Below are 16,660 nucleotides of genomic sequence, written 5' to 3' on the forward strand. Positions count from 1 at the left end.
ACCAAAGGCCGACACAAACACACCCAAGTGACACAAACGCCGACCCACCCAGCCAAAAGCCGGATCAGCCAACGCTAAATCCCCGAATGTGAAACCGGCGCCAACCCCGAAACCCGAAGGTCCCGCTCGCCGCCGCCGATGAACAGGCTTCTAGAGGCACCCAGAGCACCCGTCAATCGCCAAATGACAGCGGTTCGCATTTTTTACGAACGTTTCACGACGGGCCGCTCCAGGCTCTCAGAAATGGCCGTAGACAGCCTCTCAGGACTGGGCCCGCTTCCGATCAGAACCCACCGGCCGGCGGGCGAGCGTCGACGATGCGCGTTCGAAACCAATCGCGCAGCAGGTCGCGCTCATAGTCGAACGCGCCGTTGGACAGGCGCGTCGCGCGCATCAGGAAGTTGATGTCGGTCACGACCTCTTCGGCCGCGTCAATCTTGCGGCGCCCTTCGGTGAGGACATAGCGCAAGCGAAACCGCGGCGGAGTGACGTCGCTGACCACGCGCACGCCGAAGGGGATGTTGGCGCCGGGCCGCTCGGCACCGGCGAGATCGATGTCGAGGATTTCCACGGCGAGGGCGCGGCCCGGCGGCAAGCCTCGCCGTCCGAGCTCCTCGAAGATGCGGCGGATTTCCCCGAGGGTCCCCTGCAGCGGCAAGCCGGATCCGAACCGGTTCCCGGCGTCCGTATAGCGCTCCGGCGCGACGAAGCGAACGGTGACCTGCGCGACGGCGGCCTCGGCCCAGACCATCAGCACGAGGGCAAGGATCGGCCGGCCCCGGCGCATCGTCAGAACCCCTTCTTCACCTGGGCGAGCGCCCGGGTCAGCCCCTGCGCGATGACCTCACGCTCGGGCGGCGAGGCATCGCGCGCCACCACGACGTATTCGCGGCGCGACACCAGGGTGAGGGTCTGCATCCCGTATTCGTCGTCCTCGACCTTGGTGAGCTTGGTCCAGAGCGGGTTGAAGCGCCATTCCCGGCGCTCGCCGCGATGGGTGACGCGCGCCAGCATCACTTCGATCGGCGAGATCATCACCTCCTCGAACGAACGCCCACGCCGGAAGCTGACCTTCAGCGCCACGTAGAGCCCGATCATGTCGAGGCCGAAGAACCCGGCCACCGGCCAGAAGCCGGCGCGCACGCAGGCGACGGAGGTGACGACGGAGACCAGGCCGCAGCCGATCATCACCATCTTGAAACCGTCCTGGCTCAAAGATTGGTGCGGTCGAATCGTCGCCTGGAAAACCGGTCGATCGATCGTGTCCGGATCGAGCCCGTCCGGATGGGCATGGATGTTGCCGCTCGCCATTCCCGCAATATAACGCGGTCATGCGCACCCGACAGCCGAAACCGTCCCGGAAATCGACAATTACCGGCCGAATGGCCGAACCGATCGTCGCACGGGTGGAAACGGTCCCCTCCCCCGTCGGCGCCGAGACCGTCGCGGAGATCTTTTCGCGGCTTCGCGCCGCCAACCCGGAGCCGCGGGCGGAACTGGAGTTCCAGAATCCCTATACCCTGCTGGTCGCCGTGGTGCTGTCGGCACAGGCGACAGACAAGAGCGTCAACCTCGCCACCGCCCCGCTCTTCGCCATCGCCGATACGCCGGAGAAGATGCTGGCGCTCGGGGAGGAGCGGGTGCGCGGGTTCATCCGCACCATCGGGCTGTTCAACACCAAGGCGAAAAACGTCATCGCGCTCTCTCAGATCCTGGTGGACCGGCATGGCGGCACGGTCCCGCACGTACGCGAGCATCTGGAGGTCCTGCCGGGGGTCGGCAGCAAGACCGCGAGCGTCGTCCTCAACGTCGCCTTCGGCGAGGAAACCATCGCCGTCGACACGCACATCTTTCGCGTCGCCAATCGCATCCCCCTGGTAGTGGCGCCGACCACCGACAAGGTCCAGGCTGGACTCGAGGCGATCGTCCCCGCGCCCTATCGGCTCGACGCGCATCACTGGCTGATCCTGTTCGGCCGCTACGTCTGCAAGGCGCGCAAGCCCGACTGTCCGCGCTGCCTCCTGTCCGACCTGTGCTGCTATCCCGCCAAAACCACCGCGATTTGACGCGGAAGGTCGGGTCGAAGCCTGGGCGCGAAGCCATTCCGCGTGTTGTCGGATTTGCGCCCGCGCCCATCACGGCCGGCGGATGGGTGCCATCCCGTGAGCGCGTTGTGCTGCAAGCCCGCTTCGGGTAGTTTGCGACACGGTCGCAGGAGCTTTCGACAAACGACGTGTTTTCGCGGCCCGGTCTCCCAGGAGGCCACCACGCCGCGGATTCCGCATCGTTCAGTCCGAAGGAGTCACGGCCCATGGACTTCCTCAAACCACGGTACACGCCTATGAACCGCCGCCGTCGCATCTACGAGGGCAAGGCGAAGGTCCTCTACGAGGGTCCGGAGCCGGGTACGCTCATCCAGCATTTCAAGGATGATGCCACCGCCTTCAACGCGCAGAAGCATGACGTCATCGACGGCAAGGGCGTGCTGAACAACCGAATCTCCGAGTTCGTCTTCCAGCACCTCAACGACATCGGCGTGCCGACGCACTTCATCCGCCGGCTCAACATGCGCGAGCAGCTGATCCGCGAAGTCGAGATCATCCCGCTCGAAGTAGTGGTCCGCAACGTCGCCGCCGGCTCCCTCGCCACCCGCCTCGGTCTTGAGGAAGGGACGCAGCTGCCGCGTTCGATCATCGAGTTCTATTACAAGAACGATGCGCTCAACGACCCGATGGTCTCGGAAGAGCACATCACCGCCTTCGGCTGGGCCACGCCGCAGGAGATCGACGACATCATGGCGCTGGCCATCCGCGTCAACGACTTCCTGTCGGGGCTCTTCCTCGGCGTCGGCATCCGCCTCGTCGACTTCAAGATCGAGACCGGCCGCCTGTGGGAAGGCGACATGATGCGCATCGTCGTCGCCGACGAGATCTCCCCCGATTCGTGCCGCCTGTGGGACATCAAGTCCTCGGACAAGCTCGACAAGGACCGGTTCCGCAAGGATCTCGGTGGCCTGATCGAGGCCTATACCGAAGTCGCCAAGCGCCTCGGCATCATGTCCGAGAACGAAAAGGTGCAGACCGGCGGCCCGCGTCTCGTCCAGTAGGACCCTCAGCGCGGTGCGACCGGGCCGGCTTTCGGCCAGCCGGGCCGCACCCGCGCATAGGTACCGAGATCGGGGTCGAACCCTGGATGATAATGGGGGTCCTGCGCCAGCAGCGGCCCCCATCGTGTTTTGAAGGCCTCGACCTCGCGCCGGTGCCGTGCCCGTGAGTCCGGATTCCAGCGTCGGCTCGCGGCCTCGTAATGGTTGAGCATGGCGCCGCCGACGAAGAGCGTGCGATACCCGGCCGCGTTCAGGCGCAGGCACAGGTCGACGTCGTTGAAGTCGACGGCGAAGGCCGCCGCGTCGAAACCGCCGACACTCCAGAATTTGTCCGCCTCCACCACGAGGCAGGCCGCCGTCACCGCCGAGACCGCGCGGGTGGATGACAAGCCCGCGAGATAGCCAGGCGCATCGCCGGCAAAGAAGCGGTGGGCGTGGGTGACGAGGCCGCCGGGCCCGAGCACTACGCCGCCATGCTGGATGCGCCCTTCCCGGTCGCGGAGTTTCGCGCCGACCGCGCCGACATCCGGGCGCAGCGCCTCGCGGACCATACGGGCGAGCCAATCCGGTTCGGTCGCTTCCACGTCGTTGTTGACGAAGGCGAGGAGCCGGCCCCGGGCGACACGCGCCGCGGCATTGTTCATGGCGGCGAAATCGAAGGGGCCGGGGCAGGCGACGATCCGCGCGGTGCCGCTCGCTGCGAGCTCGCGAAAATACGCGGCGGTTTCCGGCTCGCAACTGTCGTTGTCGCAGATCAGGATTTCGCGGGAAGGCCAGTCGGTGCGGTGGATGAGGCTCTCGATGCAGGGCCTCAGGAGGTCGAGCCGATCGCGGGTCGGAACGATGAGGCTGACCAAGGGCGCCGGCTCGGGGCACGGGCGGATGAGGGTGATGATCCCGGCCGCATCGCTCTCCGCCCGCGTGGAATCCTGCCCCGTATCAGCAAGGTGCCGGCGGACGATGGCGAGGCGTCCCGCGCGCCTGTCGGAAGCCCCCTCCCCTGCCGGTCCCGGCCGCCATGTGGAGAGTATCCGCGGCAGATGCCCGATCGCCGAGCGACCGAAATGCTCGGCGATGCGGAACAGCAGGTCGAAGGCGGGGGCGTCGACGGAGAGGCGCGCGACTCCGCCCAATGCCGCGAGGCCGGCGCGCCGCACCGCCACGACGGGGCCGACGTAATCCACCGCCATGAGGTAATCCGGGTCGAAGACCGGCCGCAGCAGCGGCATCGCCGAACCGCTCTCACACAGGAAAAGCGCATCCCCGTAGATCGCCTGAAGATCGGGCCGGGTGGCGAAGGCTTCGGTCACCCGCTTGGCCGCCCCGGCCACCAACGCATGGCCCGGTGCGGTGAGGATGACGATCTCGGCGTTTTCGGAGATTTCGCCCGAAGAGAAGGGTGCGGAGACGACCGCCGTGGACGACGAACCCTGCGGTGCCGCGGCATCGGCGGACGGGCGTTGCCAGAGCGTGTGGTGATCGAGGCCGAGCAAGGCGGCCGCCGCCTGCCTTGCTCGCACCCGCTTTCCCGCCAGGCGAGCGCGCAGGATTGCCGATGCCTCGGTGGGATGTTGGACGAGCGCGGCGAGGACTGCGCCGAGGCGCGCCCCCAGACTCGGCCTTGGCAGGAACGCGAACCGCAAGGCGTCGAGACCGTGATCGGCATCCGGCGCGCGTCTATTCAAGGTCTTCGCCGAAGGTCGTGAGCGACAGGGCCGGATGGTAGAACGGGTCGTGCCGGATGGTGTCGCGCCAGCGCGCGACGAAGCGGTCGGCCTCCCGCTCGAACCGCAGGCGGGCCGGCCCCACCGATGGGCCGCGGCTGGTGGATTCGCGATGCGCGACCACGGCGCGCGGGGTCCACAGGGTCTTGTAGCCGGCCGCGTTCAGCCGGAGGCAGAAGTCGACGTCGTTGAAGTCGATGGGAAAGGCCTGCGCATCGAGCCCCCCGACCGCGTCGAACTTGTGCTTCTCCACGGCGAGACAGGCGGCGGTGACGGCGGAGACCTCGTGGGCCACGCGCATCTGCCCGAGATGGCCCGGCGATTCGGCTGGACGGCGACGCAGGATATGGCCGGCGCGGCCGCCGAGGCCGACGACGACGCCGGCATGTTGCAGGGTTCCGTCGGCATAGAGCAGCTTGGCGCCCACCGCGCCGACCTCCGGCCGGCACGCCTGCCGCACCAGGGCCTCGAGCCAATCTTCGTGCAGGATCGCGATATCGTTGTTGAGGAGCACCACGACCCGGCCCGTCGCCGCCGCGACGCCGGCATTGGTCATGGCAGAAAAGTCGAACGGCGCCGGCCAGGACAGGATGCGGACGCGCGGGTCGCGGCGCAGGGTGCCGTAATATTGGAGCACGTCGGCGTCGGTGGAGCCGTTGTCGACGATGACGAGTTCGATCGCCGGATAGGCGGTGCCGTTGAGGACGCCGTCGCTCGATTGCCGGATCAGATCGAGGCGGTTGCGCGACGGGATCACCACGCTGACAAGGGGCGCCGGCTGCGGCAGCGGCCAGAGCAGATCGAATCCGGCGATCTCGGTCCGGACGCGGGCCAGGGAGCCGGTCGCGACGCAGTGCCTGCCGAGCGCATCGGCATGGTCGATCGCTGCGTCCGCGGGTGGCGGCGGGACCAGAGCGAGGACGCGCGGCACATGGGCGACGCGGGCCGACTGCACTGTCGTGGCGGCAGCCAGAGCGAAGCGGGTCCGGCAGCCCTCGAGCCTGCCGAGCGGCAGCGCGGCCAAATGCGAGAGCAGAGCGCCGGCATGGAGTGTCGGTGCGCCCTGGTAGGCGGTGACCAGGGCGAGGTCCGGGCTCCAATCCGGCTTGAAGCGCGGGAGCGGTGACGCGGCGATGACGACTTCGTCGCCATAGACCATCTCCGGTGCGTCCGGCCCGGCAAGTGCTCCGACGAGGAGCGAGAGCGCATCAACGGTAAGGCGCTCGCCCGGCAGCATCATACCGACCGCCGTGGCGTCCGGCGCCCGATCCCGAAGGGTTGCGGTTTCCGACCAGGCGACTTGGGTCACGCGGGAATCGGCGGGGGTGAGGTCCGCGCCGTGCTGGTCCCAAGCGATGGCCAGCGTCCAGGCGCTATGGGACTGGGCTTCGAGACTGCGGACCGTCTCCATGACCAGAAGCATGTCGGCGCGGCGGGCCGGCAGGATCAGCGCGACCGGCCAATCGGTTGCCGGGTCTGTCTCCGTCCGCATCCGGTCGAGGGTCCACCGCGCGTAGCGATGCATCGGTGTGACGCCGCAGGCGCCGCGCAAGATATCGCGAAATCGTCGCTCGTCGCGCCGGAGAGAGGTGTAGAGCGCCGGCACCAGACGGAGGGGGCGCTTCCAAAGGCACTCGGCGAACACGTCGGCGTGGCCGCGCAGGCCCACCCGTTCCAGCACGAACCCGCTGCGTGGGTCTGTCGCCAGACAGATTTCGGCGAGGTCGGCCGGGAGGTAGCCGAGCCAGAAGGCGGCTCCGAGCACCGGTCCGGGCAGGACGAATTCCTCACTCCGGCCATCGGTGCGGACCAGCCGAACCAGCGGCCTGAGCGGACGTGGCACCGCGTGTCCGCGATAACGCAGGACGATCCAGCATCCGCGCGGGTTGCCGGCAATCGACAACCGCTGCGTAAAAAGCGGGTCGTCGGTGGCCGCCAGGGCGAAGGCCGCCGGGCGGCCGGGCCACACACCACCGAGACCGGATTCCGGGGACGTCTCCGTTCCGCTCAGGGCCGGACCCTCGTGACGGCGGAACCTGGACGGTGTGTCACTCGCCCGGTGCCGGGTTGGTGCTCGGGGCCTCGGAGGTCGCCGCGGCGGCTGGTGCCTTGCGGGTTTTTCTCGGAGCTCGGGGCGCGGCGGCGGCACCGCCGACCCGGACCTCGATGTCGTAATCGCCCACCATCGCAGGCGGTACGATGAGATTGTCCTCGATGAGCGAGAACAGCCCCTGTGCCTGACCTGCCGGAACCATCGTGGGGATCCGGCGGGTGCGCGTGGTCAAGACCTTGCCGCCGTACTTCAGCGTGATCGTCACCGGTGCCTCGAAGCGACCCGGCGTACCGGCGGGGCCGAGCAGAACGTGCCCTTCGACCCCGACCTTGACGCTGATCGTGCCATCCTGGAGCCGGACGCATTCCCGGGCGAGGCGTCCGAGGGCGATCTGGTAGCGCAGGGACGTGCCGGCGCCGGTCTGGATGGACGCGCCGCCCTCCGGCACCGCGACGGTGGGGCAATACGGCGGCTCGAGATCGGCCGGCTGGGATGGCGGCACGGTGGGACCGCCGTATTTCAGCATGTTGGTGAAGAAATTGCCGTCCTCGGCCCTCGCCCCGCTCGCGGCGAGGACGACGACCAGGGCGACGCCCATCACCCGCTTCGCACGCTCACGCATGGTCAAACCTCGGTCTCCCCCGGCTCACTCTGACGGCGCCGCTACTTCAGGCTCTCGAAGCCCTGGCCGAACCCCTTCATCGAGAGCGGGATGCCGACGCCCTCCTCCGGGGTCTGGAACACGATGAAGGTCGCCTGGGCGCCCGCGCTGAACTGCTTGATCAAGCCTTCGTCCATCACGACCTCGGCGACGCAACCGGTGGTGAGGCAGCGGACGAACCCGGCGCGGCCCACATCGGTCTTGTCGATCTTGAGGCCGAGGCCGGAGGGCAGCAGCACGCCGAGCGGCGCCACCACCCGCAGCAGGTAGCCGCGATTGTCGGCGGTCTTCAGGACGATGACGACGAGCGTCAGGTTCGGGCGGTCCTCGGCGGCGAGGTACTGAACCAGCGCACATTGCTCGGCCTTGGCACCGGCCGGCGTCTCGCAGCGCAGCTGCCAATCACCGAAGGTGTTACGGACCATGCCCTGCGCCTGGGCTGCCCCGGGGACAACGGCAGCGATCAGGAGCGCAACGAGCGGCAGGGCCGCGCGCAGGCCGCCACGGGCCAAAACGCGGCGTGCGCAATGCAGCAATCCGGAAAACCCCACGCGCAGTCCCTTCACATCGTGCCCTTCACAGCGTGCCCGCCGCCCCGCGGACCGTTAACCGAAAACACGGGTGTTCCGACCATGCTGGGCCATTGTATGTCAAGCGAGGCTTTGGGGCCGGGAACCGACTTTCCCGTGGCGCGTACAGCCTCTACTGACGAAGCCACGCTTGTTTATGACAAAGCCCGCTTGCCCGCGAATGGACCGATCCCATGCGACTGTGCGCCCCTCTCGTTCTGCTCACCCTCGCCGGCGGTCTTCCGGCCCTCGCCGAGCCGCTTCCGGTTGGTGAGACCACCTATGTCGAACACTCCCTGAATCGGGACGGCCCGCTCGTCGTCGAACACCGGCCCATCGCCCGTACCCCCGGCGGACGTCGCCATGGCAGCGCGGCGGAGATCGCCGGCGGTTGCCGCGAAGGCGGCATCATCCGTCGGCGCGACGAATTCGGGCAGCCGGTGATCCTGCGTCAGCGCGAGATCTGTGACAGCGTCGCGCCGCGGACTTTGATGCCCGGCGAGGCCGATCCGCGTCCGACCTGGCCCGCCGAGACCGTGACGCGCCAGACGGTGCTGCGCGCCCGCGGCTGATGCTGGCAATCACCCGAAACGGTGCAGGCTTGCGCCATTGCGATTGAGCCAGCGTTCGGCCTCCTCGACATGGGGGCACAGGCTGCCGACGAGGGTCCAGAACCGCGGCGAGTGGTTCATCTCGCGCAGATGCGCCATCTCGTGGGCCACCAGGTAGTCGAGCACGAGCGGCGGCGCGAGGATAAGCCGCCACGAGAAGTTCAATTCACCCCGCGCGGTGCATGAGCCCCAGCGGCTGCGGGTGTCGCGCACGGTGATGCGCTTGGGTCCCTGCCCGAGCTTCTCCGTGTAGGCGCGAACCGCCTCCGTCAGATCGCGCCGCGCCTCGCGTTCGAGGAAGTCGCCGACCCTGCGCGCCAGATGCGGTTCGGCGCACGCCACCGAAATCGCTGCCTCGCCCTCCACCAGCTCGATCCGGGTGAGACCGCCGGTCTCGCCGCGGTGGACGATGCGATGGCCGAGGCCGCGCAATGGTAGAATCGCGCCTGGCGTGAACGGCACCCGCTCGGGCACCCGCGCGAGCCGCGCCGCGATCCATCCCCCGTGGCCCACCGCGAATTTCTGGGCGACGGCGAGCGAGGTCCGAGCGGGCAGCGTCATCACCACTTCGCCGGTGGCGCTCGAGACCCGCAGGGTCAGCCTCCGCGCCGTGGGGCGACGGCGCAACGCGATACGAAAGGTTTCGCCTGCGTGCGGAATGTCGAGGTGATCGGGGTCCGGCCCGCGCAGCAGAGCGACTCTCATGAGCGTAGCTTAGCCGTGCAGATCACCGACCGCCATCGCCCACATAACGTCCTCCTCGCTTCTCGGCGCCGAACCTCTCGCCGGGCTTTACCGCCGACCGATCCTCAATTCACCGGCGCCTCCGGCTTGTGCGCGATCGCCGAGAAAGCCTGCGTCTCGCGCAGGCCCTGAATCTCCCGGATGAAGGCGGCGATGCGCGGCGCGATGATCGTGCGGTAGCGCGAGCCGTTGAACACGCCGTAATGCCCGACCCCCGTCTGAAGGTGGTAGGCCTTGCGCTCGACCGGCAGGTTGGGCGTCAGTTCGAGGGCGGCCAATGTCTGCCCGACGCCGGAGATATCGTCGTTCTCGCCCTCCACCGCGAGGATCGCACAGGTCCGGATCGCTCCGAGATCGATGCGTGCCCCGCGATGGACCATCGTCCCCATCGGCAGCGCATGGTCGACGAACACCGTCTTGACGGTCTGGAGATAGAACTCGGCGGTGAGATCCATCACCGCGAGGTATTCGTCGTAGAAGTCGCGGTGCTTCTCGGCCGAATCGCCGTCGCCCTTCACGAGGTGGTCGAACATGTCGGAATGCGCGTCCACGTGCCGGTCGAGATTCATCGCCATGAAGCCCGACAGCTGGAAGAAGCCCGGATAGACGCTGCGCCACGCCCCCGGATAGCCGGCGGGCACCGTAGAGATGCAATGGCGCTCGAACCACGCCGTGCCGCGCTCCTGCGCCAGGCAGTTCACGGCGGTGGGTGAGCGGCGGGTGTCGATGGGGCCGCCCATCAGCGTCATCGAGACCGGCACCGGCGAATAACCTTGGGCCTCCATCACGGCGATGGCGGCGAGCACAGGGACCGCAGGCTGGCACACCGCCATCACATGAAGGTCGGGCCCGAGTTCGCGAAAGATGTCGATGAGGTAGTCGATGTAGGTGTCGAGATCGAAACGGCCGGCACCGAGCGGCACCATGCGGGCATCCGCCCAATCAGTGATGAAGACCTGATGGCTCGGCAGCATCGCCTCGACGGTGCCGCGCAGGAGCGTCGCGTAATGGCCGGACATCGGCGCCACGATGAGAAGCTTGGGTTGGACCTCCGCCGGCCCGCGCACGAAGCCCCGGTCGAAGGTGATCACGCGGCAGAACGGCCGGTCCCACACCACGCGCTCGCTCACCGGGACGGTCGCCCCGTCCACTATCGTACCGGTGAAGCCGAAAGCGGGCTTCGCATAGCGCCGGGTAGCGCGCTCGAACATCTCGCAGGCGGCGGCCAAGGAACGGGCATAGGGCGCATATGCGAGGGGATTTGCAGGGTTCTGCAGGCTGTGCTTGGCCATGTCGGCCACTACACGCGCCGGCGCCGTCATGATCCGGGCAGCCTCGTACCAGTAATAGGACAGGTGCATGACGCGACGGCCCCCCATGGCAGCGCCGCGATCTCACCACCCGGCCAAGCGGGCAATAGTCATCGGCACCACGCCGGGCCATTCGGCCGCGACTTCTGAGAACCTAGGGCTTTTTCAAGCAAGGTGGACCCGGCCTGCCTCAAGAAAGTGCATCCATTCGAAGACAAACCAACGGTTCCGTAACAGCGCATGGCGGCCCGAACCGCCTGGACAAACATCCGCCGGGGATGGACGCCGCCGCCGCCGGCCCTATCGTTGCTCAAGCATGATCGACATGAGCACCAACGGCTTCGTCCGGAACGCGCGGCACCTGCGCCTCGACACTTTCGTACGCCTACGATGGCTGGCGATCACCGGGCAAAGCGCGGCCGTGGTCGGCGCTCAGTTCGGGCTCGGTCTACCGCTGCCGTTCGGCTGGTGCTTCCTCGTCATCGCCGCGTCCTCGTGGCTGAACCTCGCGCTGCGGATACGATTTCCGGCGAGCTATCGGCTCAGCGATGACTCGGCCGCTTTGCTTCTTGCCTTCGACATCGTCCAGCTCGCCGCCCTGCTGTTCCTGACCGGAGGTCTGCAGAACCCATTCTCCCTGCTGTTCCTCGCCCCCGTGCTGATCTCGGCCACCGCCCTGCCCCCGGAGCGGACCCTGGCGCTCGGGCTACTGGCGGTGGGACTCGCGACGCTGCTGGCGCTGATCCACCGGCCGCTGCCGTGGTTCTCCGACGGACGGCTGGAACTGCCGTTTCTCTACATCTCGGGCGTCTGGACCGCGATTCTGCTCGGGACGGCGTTCACCGGCGTCTACGCCTGGAAGGTCGCCGAGGAGACGCGCCAGCTCGCCCAGGCGCTCGCCGCCACCGAACTGGTGCTTGCACGCGAACAACACCTCTCCCAGCTCGACGGCCTCGCTGCGGCTGCGGCCCACGAACTCGGCACGCCGCTCGGGACGATCATGGTGGTGACGAAGGAACTCACGCGCCAGCTCGCCCCCACCGCGTCGCCCGCAGTGCGCGACGACCTCGCGCTGCTGCGCGATCAGGTCGACCGCTGCCGCGGCATCCTCTCCAAGCTCACCTCCCTCGATGGTGACGAGGCCGGCTTCCTCCAGACCGTCAGCCTCAGTCACCTCGTCGAAGAACTCGTGGCGCCTCAGCGCGCCATGGGGACCATCCTCGACGTGTCGAATCGCGGAGAAGGACCGGAGCCGGCTTGCCGGCGCAATCCCGGCGTGCTGTTCGGACTTGCCAACATCGTCGACAACGCCGTTGATTTCGCCGCCACCCGTGTGGTGATCGAAGCGCGCTGGACCCTCGACCGGGTGTGGCTCGAAATGCGGGACGACGGGCCGGGCTTCTCGAGCGAGGTGCTGCTCCGCGCCGGCGAACCCTATGTGACAACGCGGAGCCCCGATCGCTCACGCGGTGGTGACGATACCGGCGCGGGCCTCGGACTCGGCCTGTTCATCGCCAAGACCCTCATCGAGCGGTCGGGCGCGCAGCTGACGCTCTCCAACGTCTCGCACCCCGCCAACAGCGGAGCGGTGGTCCGGGTGAGCTGGGCCCGCCACATCTTCGAGCGAGACGCCGCAACTCGACCTTATGCGCAATTGAGTAGTGGACAACCCCTGACGGAATCCGGACCGGCGCCTATATAGCTTTCAGAAAACATCACCTGGCATTCTGGAGGAGCGTCCAATGTTGACGCAGACCGCTACGACGGCGCCTGGCGCCGAGATCATGCAGCTTTCGGAGAACGATCCCCTCGCGGCTTTTTCCGACCGCAGCCTGTTGATCGTCGATGACGACAAGCCGTTCTCGACCCGGCTGGCTCGGGCGATGGAAATGCGCGGCTACGAGGTGCAGGTCGCCGAGAGCGTCGCCGAAGGCGTATCCATGGTGGATGTCCGTGCTCCCGCATTCGCGGTCATCGACATGCGTCTGGCTGACGGCAACGGTCTCGACGTGATCGCGCGGCTCAAGGAGCGTCGTCCCGAAGCACGCGGCGTCATCCTCACCGGATACGGCAACATTGCCACGGCCGTGACGGCGGTGAAGCTCGGTGCGTTCGATTACCTCGCCAAGCCAGCCGATGCCGATGAGATCCACGGTACCCTGATGGCGCAGCCCGGCGAGCGCGCCGATCCGCCGGAGAACCCAATGTCGGCGGACCGCGTGCGCTGGGAGCACATCCAGCGGGTCTACGAGCTGTGCAGCCGCAATGTCTCGGAGACGGCGCGGCGCCTCAACATGCATCGTCGTACCCTGCAGCGTATCCTGGCCAAACGCGCACCGCGCTAGACCGCGAACGGGGCGAAGTTGCGCGGCGGAGCCGGATCGCGCTACTTCGCTCCTCCGATCGCAGCCACGTCGCTGCGACGAGCCAATCGGGACGTCACGCTTGTGAACACGCGCAACCTCATCACGATCGTCAGCATGATGGTGCTGGTCGGCACGGAAGTCTTCGCCGTTGCCATCGCGGCCGGATGGGCTTTGGCCGGCCTTTTCGATCTCGGCGATACGGTGGGGCACGTGCTGATGGCGGTATTCAGTCTGTTCGCCGTGTGGATCATGGTTCAGCTCTGGCGCCGGGCCATCAGCATCGAGCCCGTGCACGCTACGGCTCGCCGCTGAGGCCGTCAGGCGTCCTGGGAGCCGAGCGAGCGAGAGCTTTCGTGTGAAGGAACGACGCGCATGCGCATGGCCGCTGTAGCGATCGCTCTCGTGGCTGGGATCGGCCTCGTTATTCAGTTGGTCGCCATCGTCAATCGGATCGGATCGCTGCCGAGCGCGATCTGGGAGATGGGTCGCTACTTCACGGTTCTCACGAATTTCCTCGTTGCCATCCTTTTCAGCGGGATCGCGGCCGGGCTCAGGATGAAGCCGCGGCTCATCGCTGGAATCACGCTCGCGATCCTGCTCGTCGGCATCGTCTATGCCACGCTCCTCCAAGGTCTGCAGACGCTGAGCGGTGGCGATGCCGTTGCCGACGTCCTCCTGCATTGGGTGACGCCGGTGCTGGTGCCGCTCTTCTGGTTCGCCTTCACGCCCAAGGGTGGGCTCAGACCCATCGACCCGTTGCTCTGGGCGCTCTATCCGGTGACCTATCTCGGGTATGCGTTGATCCGGGGCGCCGCCGAGGGGCGTTACGCTTATCCGTTCATCGACGTCCCCGCCCTCGGCTGGGGGCCGGTGCTCCTCAACGTCGGCGCCATAGCGCTGGGCTTCGTGGCGACCGGCCATGCCTGCGTGCGGATCGATCGACACCTCGGCGGTCAGTCCTCTCGATCGTAGGAGAGCGGCCAGGGCGCAGGGCATACGGGCGTCCGCGTCCGTTGCCAGGGCGACATTTCCCGATTATCGCCAAAGCGCCCTGCCACGCGCACCCGAGTCCGAACCCATGAAAGCACGCATCATCGTCACCCTGAAGACCGGCGTGCTGGACCCACAGGGCAAGGCGATCGAAGCGGCCCTGACCTCGTTCGGTCTGTCCGGCGTCGACGGGGTCCGCCAGGGCAAGGTCTTCGACGTGGAGATCGCGGGCGACGACCGCGCGGCCGCCGAAGGCACGCTCAAGGCGGCGTGCGAGAAGTTGCTCGCCAACACCGTGGTCGAGAACTACGCGATCGAGATCGCCTGATGCGCGCCGCCATCGTCGTCTTCCCGGGCTCCAACCGCGACGCGGACGTCGCCCGGGCGCTCAGACAGGCCGGGGCCGAGGTGGTCAAGGTCTGGCATGCCGACACCGAATTGCCGGCGGGGACCGATCTCGCCGTGCTGCCCGGTGGGTTCTCCTACGGCGACTACCTGCGCTGCGGCGCCATTGCCGGCCGGGCTGCGGCCATGGACGCGGTGCGGGCCCATGCGGCGCGCGGCGGCCTCGTGCTCGGGATCTGCAACGGCTTCCAGATCCTGTGCGAATCGGGCCTGCTTCCCGGCGTGCTGATGCGCAACGTCGATCGCCGCTTCATCTGCCATCGCCAATTGTTGCGCGTCGAGCGCGCCGACACGCGCTTCACAACGGCTTATGCCAAGGATCAGGTCATCGACGTCTGCGTGGCACATGGCGAGGGCAATTACTTCGCCGATCCCGACACCATCGCGCGGCTCGAAGGCGATGGCCGTGTGGCGTTCCGTTACTGCGACGCCTCGGGCGCCCTGACGGTCGACGCCAACCGCAACGGCTCGCTGAACTCCATCGCGGGGATCTATTCCGAAAAGCTCAACGTACTTGGGCTGATGCCCCACCCGGAGAATTTCGTGGAAGGTCTCGTGGGCGGCACCGATGGCCGCGGGCTGTTCGCCAGCCTGGCAGCGTAAGGAGTAGAAGCCCTCTCCCCTTTGCGGGAGAGGGAAAAGCGGCCTCAGTGGCCGTCGAATTCCATCAGCGTCCGCACCGGCACGTCGAGTTCGCGCAGCTTTTGTGCGCCCCCGATCTCCGGCAGGTCGATGACGAAGCAGGCCGCCACCACCTCGGCGCCGATCTGGCGCAGCAGGTTCACCGCCGCGCAGGCAGTGCCGCCGGTGGCGATGAGGTCGTCCACCAGCAGAACCCGGTCACCCGGTTTGATGGCGTCCACGTGGATTTCCATCTCGTCGGTGCCGTATTCGAGCGCATAGGCGATCGAGACCGTCTTGTGCGGCAGCTTGCCCTTCTTGCGGATCGGCACGAAGCCCGAAGAGAGCTGATGCGCCACAGCGCCGCCCAGGATGAAGCCGCGCGCTTCGATGCCGGCGACCTGATCGATCCGGCCGCCCGCGAACGGATGCACCAGGGCGTCCACCGCCCGGCGGAACGCGCGCGGATCGCTCAGCAGGGTGGTGATATCGCGAAAGACGATCCCCGGCTTCGGGTAGTCCGGAATCGAACGGATCGAGTCCTTCAGCGCGATGTGGCGACGGGAATCCATGCAAGCGGCCTTCGTCGGGTTCTGTGACGGTCGGGGCGGGTCAGCATATCCGGTGGGATAGGCCAGTTGAGTTTCTTGGGAGACATGCCGGCCAAGAAGCCGGCATTTCCTTTAGACGTTGGCTCGGCGCAGGAGCTTGATGAGGTCGCCGTGCAGGGACTCGTTACCGGCGGCCACCGAGCGAGCGGCGAGAGGCTCGGCCCCACCATCGGCACTGGTGACGAAACCGCCGGCCTCGCGCACCAGGATGATTCCAGCGGCGATGTCCCAGGTCTGCAGATCGCGCTCCCAATACAGGTCCGAGCGGCCGCAGGCGACATAGGCGAGATCGAGCGCCGCCGAGCCGAAGCGGCGTGCCCCGCCGCTCACCGCCATCACGGCGGCGACCTCGCGCAAAAGCTTCGGGTGGTCGCCGCGGCCGAGATAGGGCGAGCCGTAGGCGACGAGGGCGTCGGCCATGTCGATCCGGCCGGAAACGCGCAGGCGGCGGTTGTTGAGATACGCACCCTTGCCGCGCTCGGCCACGAAGAGTTCGTCCTTGGCCGGATCGTAGATCACGCCGGCAACGATCTGGCCTTCGCGCTCCAGGCCAACCGAAATCGCGAAATGCGGGATGCCGTGCAGGAAGTTGGTGGTGCCGTCGAGAGGATCGACGTGCCAGGTGTGGCTCTTGTCCTGGCCCTCGATGATGCCGGATTCTTCCAGGATCATCCCGTAGCCGGGGCGCGCCTTCATCAGGGCTTCGCGCAGAACTTCCTCGGCCTTGCGGTCGGCGGCGGAGACGAAGTTGCCCGGCCCTTTGCGGGACACCTGAAGATTCTCGATCTCGCCATAGTCGCGCTTGAGCCCGCGGGCGGCCTTGCGGACAGCATCGACCATCACGGTCATGAGAGGTGAGCTGATCATCGGTTTTCGGGTCCGGGTCGAT

19 protein-coding genes are annotated in these 16,660 nt (G+C 67.4%); 9 read left to right on the forward strand and 10 right to left on the reverse strand.

Going from position 1 to position 16,660, the window contains the following annotated elements; genetic code table 11:
• Positions 1–283: 283 nt before the first annotated feature.
• Together G3T14_RS08810 and G3T14_RS08815 are read right to left on the reverse strand one after the other, a co-directional pair.
• A complete protein-coding gene (locus tag G3T14_RS08810; RefSeq protein ID WP_246733115.1) occupies positions 284–751 on the reverse strand; it encodes a DUF3016 domain-containing protein in 468 nt (155 codons plus the stop codon).
• A 38-nt stretch (positions 752–789) separates the two neighbouring features.
• A complete protein-coding gene (locus tag G3T14_RS08815; RefSeq protein ID WP_163641920.1) occupies positions 790–1,311 on the reverse strand; it encodes a DUF2244 domain-containing protein in 522 nt (173 codons plus the stop codon).
• Positions 1,312–1,382: 71 nt separating this feature from the next.
• Between G3T14_RS08815 and nth the strand changes: the two genes are divergently transcribed.
• Together nth and purC are read left to right on the forward strand one after the other, a co-directional pair.
• A complete protein-coding gene (gene nth, locus G3T14_RS08820) occupies positions 1,383–2,066 on the forward strand; it encodes an endonuclease III (RefSeq protein WP_163641921.1) in 684 nt (227 codons plus the stop codon).
• A 245-nt stretch (positions 2,067–2,311) separates the two neighbouring features.
• Entirely contained in the window at positions 2,312–3,106 is a 795-nt protein-coding gene (gene purC / locus G3T14_RS08825; protein WP_055955211.1) for a phosphoribosylaminoimidazolesuccinocarboxamide synthase, read from the forward strand.
• A 5-nt stretch (positions 3,107–3,111) separates the two neighbouring features.
• Here purC and G3T14_RS08830 read toward each other — a convergent pair whose 3' ends face one another.
• The 4 genes from G3T14_RS08830 to G3T14_RS08845 form a co-directional block, all read right to left on the reverse strand.
• A complete protein-coding gene (locus tag G3T14_RS08830; protein WP_246733127.1) occupies positions 3,112–4,734 on the reverse strand; it encodes a glycosyltransferase in 1,623 nt (540 codons plus the stop codon).
• Positions 4,735–4,783: 49 nt separating this feature from the next.
• Positions 4,784–6,799: a glycosyltransferase family 2 protein gene (locus G3T14_RS08835; protein WP_163641923.1), complete on the reverse strand. Its 2,016-nt coding sequence runs from the start codon at positions 6,797–6,799 to the stop codon at positions 4,784–4,786.
• A gap of 79 nt (positions 6,800–6,878) precedes the next feature.
• Complete coding sequence (locus G3T14_RS08840; protein ID WP_163641924.1) at positions 6,879–7,505, reverse strand: hypothetical protein; 627 nt, start codon at positions 7,503–7,505, stop codon at positions 6,879–6,881.
• A 41-nt stretch (positions 7,506–7,546) separates the two neighbouring features.
• Positions 7,547–8,011 (reverse strand): invasion associated locus B family protein, encoded by a 465-nt coding sequence (locus G3T14_RS08845; RefSeq protein WP_246733132.1) that lies wholly within the window; start codon positions 8,009–8,011, stop codon positions 7,547–7,549.
• A gap of 296 nt (positions 8,012–8,307) precedes the next feature.
• On the opposite strand from G3T14_RS08845, the gene G3T14_RS08850 reads away from it, so the two are divergent.
• Positions 8,308–8,685, forward strand: a complete 378-nt coding sequence (locus G3T14_RS08850; RefSeq protein WP_163641925.1) for a hypothetical protein — start codon at positions 8,308–8,310, stop codon at positions 8,683–8,685.
• Between the two features lie 9 nt (positions 8,686–8,694).
• On the opposite strand, the gene G3T14_RS08855 is transcribed toward G3T14_RS08850, so the two are convergent.
• Positions 8,695–9,429 (reverse strand): SprT family zinc-dependent metalloprotease, encoded by a 735-nt coding sequence (locus tag G3T14_RS08855; RefSeq protein ID WP_163641926.1) that lies wholly within the window; start codon positions 9,427–9,429, stop codon positions 8,695–8,697.
• Positions 9,430–9,533: 104 nt separating this feature from the next.
• A complete protein-coding gene (phaZ, locus tag G3T14_RS08860; protein WP_163642056.1) occupies positions 9,534–10,829 on the reverse strand; it encodes a polyhydroxyalkanoate depolymerase in 1,296 nt (431 codons plus the stop codon).
• A 265-nt stretch (positions 10,830–11,094) separates the two neighbouring features.
• On the opposite strand from phaZ, the gene G3T14_RS08865 reads away from it, so the two are divergent.
• The 6 genes from G3T14_RS08865 (at position 11,095) to purQ (ending at position 15,142) form a co-directional block, all read left to right on the forward strand.
• Positions 11,095–12,480: an ActS/PrrB/RegB family redox-sensitive histidine kinase gene (locus G3T14_RS08865; protein WP_163641927.1), complete on the forward strand. Its 1,386-nt coding sequence runs from the start codon at positions 11,095–11,097 to the stop codon at positions 12,478–12,480.
• Between the two features lie 40 nt (positions 12,481–12,520).
• Positions 12,521–13,123 carry an ActR/PrrA/RegA family redox response regulator transcription factor gene (locus G3T14_RS08870; protein ID WP_163641928.1) on the forward strand — a complete coding sequence of 201 codons (603 nt, stop codon included), beginning with the start codon at positions 12,521–12,523 and terminating at the stop codon, positions 13,121–13,123.
• 102 nt (positions 13,124–13,225) lie between these two features.
• Entirely contained in the window at positions 13,226–13,456 is a 231-nt protein-coding gene (locus tag G3T14_RS08875; RefSeq protein ID WP_163642059.1) for a hypothetical protein, read from the forward strand.
• A gap of 60 nt (positions 13,457–13,516) precedes the next feature.
• Positions 13,517–14,116 (forward strand): Pr6Pr family membrane protein, encoded by a 600-nt coding sequence (locus G3T14_RS08880; RefSeq protein WP_163641929.1) that lies wholly within the window; start codon positions 13,517–13,519, stop codon positions 14,114–14,116.
• Positions 14,117–14,222: 106 nt separating this feature from the next.
• Positions 14,223–14,462, forward strand: a complete 240-nt coding sequence (gene purS, locus G3T14_RS08885; protein WP_163641930.1) for a phosphoribosylformylglycinamidine synthase subunit PurS — start codon at positions 14,223–14,225, stop codon at positions 14,460–14,462.
• The gene (gene purQ / locus G3T14_RS08890; RefSeq protein WP_163641931.1) at positions 14,462–15,142 is read left to right on the forward strand and encodes a phosphoribosylformylglycinamidine synthase subunit PurQ; all 681 of its coding nucleotides are present in this window, start codon (positions 14,462–14,464) and stop codon (positions 15,140–15,142) included. Before purS ends, purQ begins: the two co-directional genes overlap by 1 nt.
• A 44-nt stretch (positions 15,143–15,186) precedes the next feature.
• Here the strand turns inward: purQ and G3T14_RS08895 are convergent, their stop codons facing one another.
• Together G3T14_RS08895 and G3T14_RS08900 are read right to left on the reverse strand one after the other, a co-directional pair.
• On the reverse strand, positions 15,187–15,732 hold the full coding sequence (locus G3T14_RS08895; protein ID WP_056097169.1) for an adenine phosphoribosyltransferase: 546 nt from the start codon (positions 15,730–15,732) through the stop codon (positions 15,187–15,189).
• 111 nt (positions 15,733–15,843) lie between these two features.
• On the reverse strand, positions 15,844–16,638 hold the full coding sequence (locus G3T14_RS08900) for an inositol monophosphatase family protein (RefSeq protein WP_163641932.1): 795 nt from the start codon (positions 16,636–16,638) through the stop codon (positions 15,844–15,846).
• Positions 16,639–16,660: the final 22 nt, after the last annotated feature.

Origin of the sequence: Methylobacterium sp. BTF04 (assembly GCF_010692745.1) — a bacterium.
Taxonomy (GTDB): domain Bacteria; phylum Pseudomonadota; class Alphaproteobacteria; order Rhizobiales; family Beijerinckiaceae; genus Methylobacterium.

Coding starts and splice junctions, on each gene's coding strand:
- G3T14_RS08810 (WP_246733115.1), bottom strand. CDS start 751: ATGGTCTGGGCCGAGGCCGCCGTCGCGCAGGTCACCGTTCGCTTCGTC.
- G3T14_RS08815 (WP_163641920.1), bottom strand. CDS start 1,311: ATGGCGAGCGGCAACATCCATGCCCATCCGGACGGGCTCGATCCGGAC.
- nth (WP_163641921.1), top strand. CDS start 1,383: ATGGCCGAACCGATCGTCGCACGGGTGGAAACGGTCCCCTCCCCCGTC.
- purC (WP_055955211.1), top strand. CDS start 2,312: ATGGACTTCCTCAAACCACGGTACACGCCTATGAACCGCCGCCGTCGC.
- G3T14_RS08840 (WP_163641924.1), bottom strand. CDS start 7,505: ATGCGTGAGCGTGCGAAGCGGGTGATGGGCGTCGCCCTGGTCGTCGTC.
- G3T14_RS08850 (WP_163641925.1), top strand. CDS start 8,308: ATGCGACTGTGCGCCCCTCTCGTTCTGCTCACCCTCGCCGGCGGTCTT.
- G3T14_RS08855 (WP_163641926.1), bottom strand. CDS start 9,429: ATGAGAGTCGCTCTGCTGCGCGGGCCGGACCCCGATCACCTCGACATT.
- phaZ (WP_163642056.1), bottom strand. CDS start 10,829: ATGCACCTGTCCTATTACTGGTACGAGGCTGCCCGGATCATGACGGCG.
- G3T14_RS08865 (WP_163641927.1), top strand. CDS start 11,095: ATGATCGACATGAGCACCAACGGCTTCGTCCGGAACGCGCGGCACCTG.
- G3T14_RS08870 (WP_163641928.1), top strand. CDS start 12,521: ATGTTGACGCAGACCGCTACGACGGCGCCTGGCGCCGAGATCATGCAG.
- G3T14_RS08880 (WP_163641929.1), top strand. CDS start 13,517: ATGCGCATGGCCGCTGTAGCGATCGCTCTCGTGGCTGGGATCGGCCTC.
- purS (WP_163641930.1), top strand. CDS start 14,223: ATGAAAGCACGCATCATCGTCACCCTGAAGACCGGCGTGCTGGACCCA.
- purQ (WP_163641931.1), top strand. CDS start 14,462: ATGCGCGCCGCCATCGTCGTCTTCCCGGGCTCCAACCGCGACGCGGAC.
- G3T14_RS08895 (WP_056097169.1), bottom strand. CDS start 15,732: ATGGATTCCCGTCGCCACATCGCGCTGAAGGACTCGATCCGTTCGATT.
- G3T14_RS08900 (WP_163641932.1), bottom strand. CDS start 16,638: ATGATCAGCTCACCTCTCATGACCGTGATGGTCGATGCTGTCCGCAAG.